1 protein-coding gene and 1 riboswitch are annotated in these 2288 nt (G+C 67.6%); the gene reads left to right on the plus strand.

Annotated elements, in window-relative coordinates; translation table 11 throughout:
* Nucleotides 1-71: 71 nt before the first annotated feature.
* A riboswitch (cobalamin riboswitch) is annotated at nt 72-279 on the plus strand.
* Nucleotides 280-399: 120 nt separating this feature from the next.
* On the plus strand, nt 400-2235 hold the full coding sequence (btuB, locus tag QMX83_RS21255; protein WP_282298612.1) for a TonB-dependent vitamin B12 receptor: 1836 nt from the start codon (nt 400-402) through the stop codon (nt 2233-2235).
* The last annotated feature ends 53 nt before the right edge of the window (nt 2236-2288 follow it).

The following is a 2288-nucleotide window of genomic DNA, read 5'->3' on the forward strand; positions in this document are numbered from 1 at the left end:
GAGCCACGCCCTGCGTGGCTGCGCGGTACCAAACGGGGGTCGAAGCCACGCAGGGCGTGGCTCTACGCGATAGAATCCGCGTGCTTTCAGGTGACCGCAGCCTTCAACCTGCGGTTTAAACGGGAAGCCGGTGAACAAGCCGGCGCTGCCCCCGCAACGGTAAGCGTGGAACCCAGGCGACATACCACTGTGCTGCGGCATGGGAAGGTGCCTGGTGCGAGCGGCTCAGCGCCACTCGACGCGCCAGCCCGGAGACCGGCCTGCAAGCTGACTGGTTGCGATGCGGCGGGCATGGCGGCGGCAAGCAGTGCCGTGCGCGCCTGCCCACCGTCGTCATCCGCTGCAGCGTGATCCTCCTTTCCCTTGCCGCGCGGGCGTGCGCGGTGCCCGGAGTGATTGATGAAGCTGCAAACCCTTACCCTGGCCGTGCTGAGCGCACTGCCGCTGCTGGCCGCCGCACAGGACGATGCCACCGCGCTGGACCAGGTGCTGGTCACCGCCACGCGTACCCCGATTGCCCTGCAGGACAGCATCTCGCCGGCGCAGGTGATCGACCGCGCCGAGATCGAGCGCAGCCAGGCTCCCTCGCTGCAGGACCTGCTGCGCGGCCGCGCCGGCATCAACCTCAACAACAGCGGCGGTCTGGGCAAGCAAAGTTCGCTGTTCCTGCGCGGTACCAATTCGGCCCACACCCTGGTGCTGGTCGACGGCGTGCGCATCAACTCGGCCGACCTCGGCCTGGCGATGATCCAGGACCTGCCGCTGGAGCAGATCGAGCGCGTGGAAATCGTGCGCGGCCCGCAGTCGAGCCTGTACGGTGCCGACGCCATCGGCGGCGTCATCCAGATCTTCACCCGTCGCAACACCGGCACGTTTGCGCCGCATTTCCAGCTCGGCGGCGGCAGCAACGGCCTGCGTGAAGCCAGCGGCGGCATTGGCGGCAGCGGCGAGCGCGGCTGGTTCGGCACCGATATCGCCTATCAGCACACCGACGGCATCAACAGCTGCCGCGGTGACGCGGCGACCTTCGCCGGCTGCGGTGCCGACGAGCCGGACCGTGATGGCTACCGCAACCTGTCGATGAGCCTGCGCGGTGGCTACGCGCTGACCGACGCGCTCAGCGTGGAAGGCACCGCGCTGCGTGCCGAAGGTGAGAACCACTACGACGGCTACTACAACTACTCGGAAACCCTGCAGCAGGTGCTGGCCGGCAAGGTGCGCTACGCGCCGAGCGAGCGCTTCACCCTGACCGCGAACGTCGGTCGTGCCGACAATGAGTCGGACAACTTCAACGACAGCACCTGGCTGGGTGCGGCGCAGACGCATCGCGACAGCGCGTCGCTGCAGGCCGACATCGGCCTGGCCGAAGGCCAGTTGCTCAGCGCGGGCGTGGACTGGAGCCAGGACAATCTGGACGGCAGCAGCGCCGGGTATCTGGTCGACAGCCGCGACAACACCGGCGTGTTCGTGCAGTACCAGGCCCGCTTCGGCGCACACCACCTGCAGGCCAGCGCGCGCAATGACGACAACGAGCAGTTCGGCAACCACACCACCGGCAGCCTCGGCTGGGGCATGGAGCTGGGCGGCGGCTTCCGTCTGAACGCCAGCTACGGCACCGCGTTCAAGGCCCCGACCTTCAGCGACCTGTACGACCCGTGGAGCGGCGTGCCGACCCTGGACCCGGAGAAGTCCAAGAGTGCCAACCTGGGTATCGCCCAGCAGGGCGACAGCTGGCGCTGGGGGCTGGATGTGTACGAGACCCGCATCGACGACCTGATCACCTACGACGCCACCACCTTCATGATGTCGCAGGTGGAAAAGGCGCGCATCCGCGGTGCCGAACTGACCGGTTCGCTCAGCGTGGCAGGCTTCGACTTCAATGCGCAGCTCAGCCACACCGACCCGCGCAACCGCACCGAGGGCAGCGCACAGTTCGACAACTGGCTGGCCCGCCGTGCACAGAACACCGCACGCCTGGACATCGACCGCAGCTTCGGTGGGTTCCGCGCCGGCGTGACCGCGTTTGGTGCCGGCAAGCGCTACGACAACGCGGCCAACACGGTGCGTCTGGCCGGCTACGGCACGGTGGATCTGCGCCTGGAGTATGCGATCAGCCGCGACTGGTCGGTGCTGGGTCGAGTGAGCAATGTGTTCGACCGTGAGTACGAAACCGTGGCCTGGTACAACCAGCCGGGGCGTGAGTACCGGTTGAGCATTCGTTACCAGCCGCGTTGATGTCGGTGCGTGCCCACCGTGGGTGGGCACGCATGAACCGGTAGGTGCCGACC

This window comes from Stenotrophomonas sp. PS02289 (genome assembly GCF_029960115.1).
Lineage (GTDB): Bacteria > Pseudomonadota > Gammaproteobacteria > Xanthomonadales > Xanthomonadaceae > Stenotrophomonas.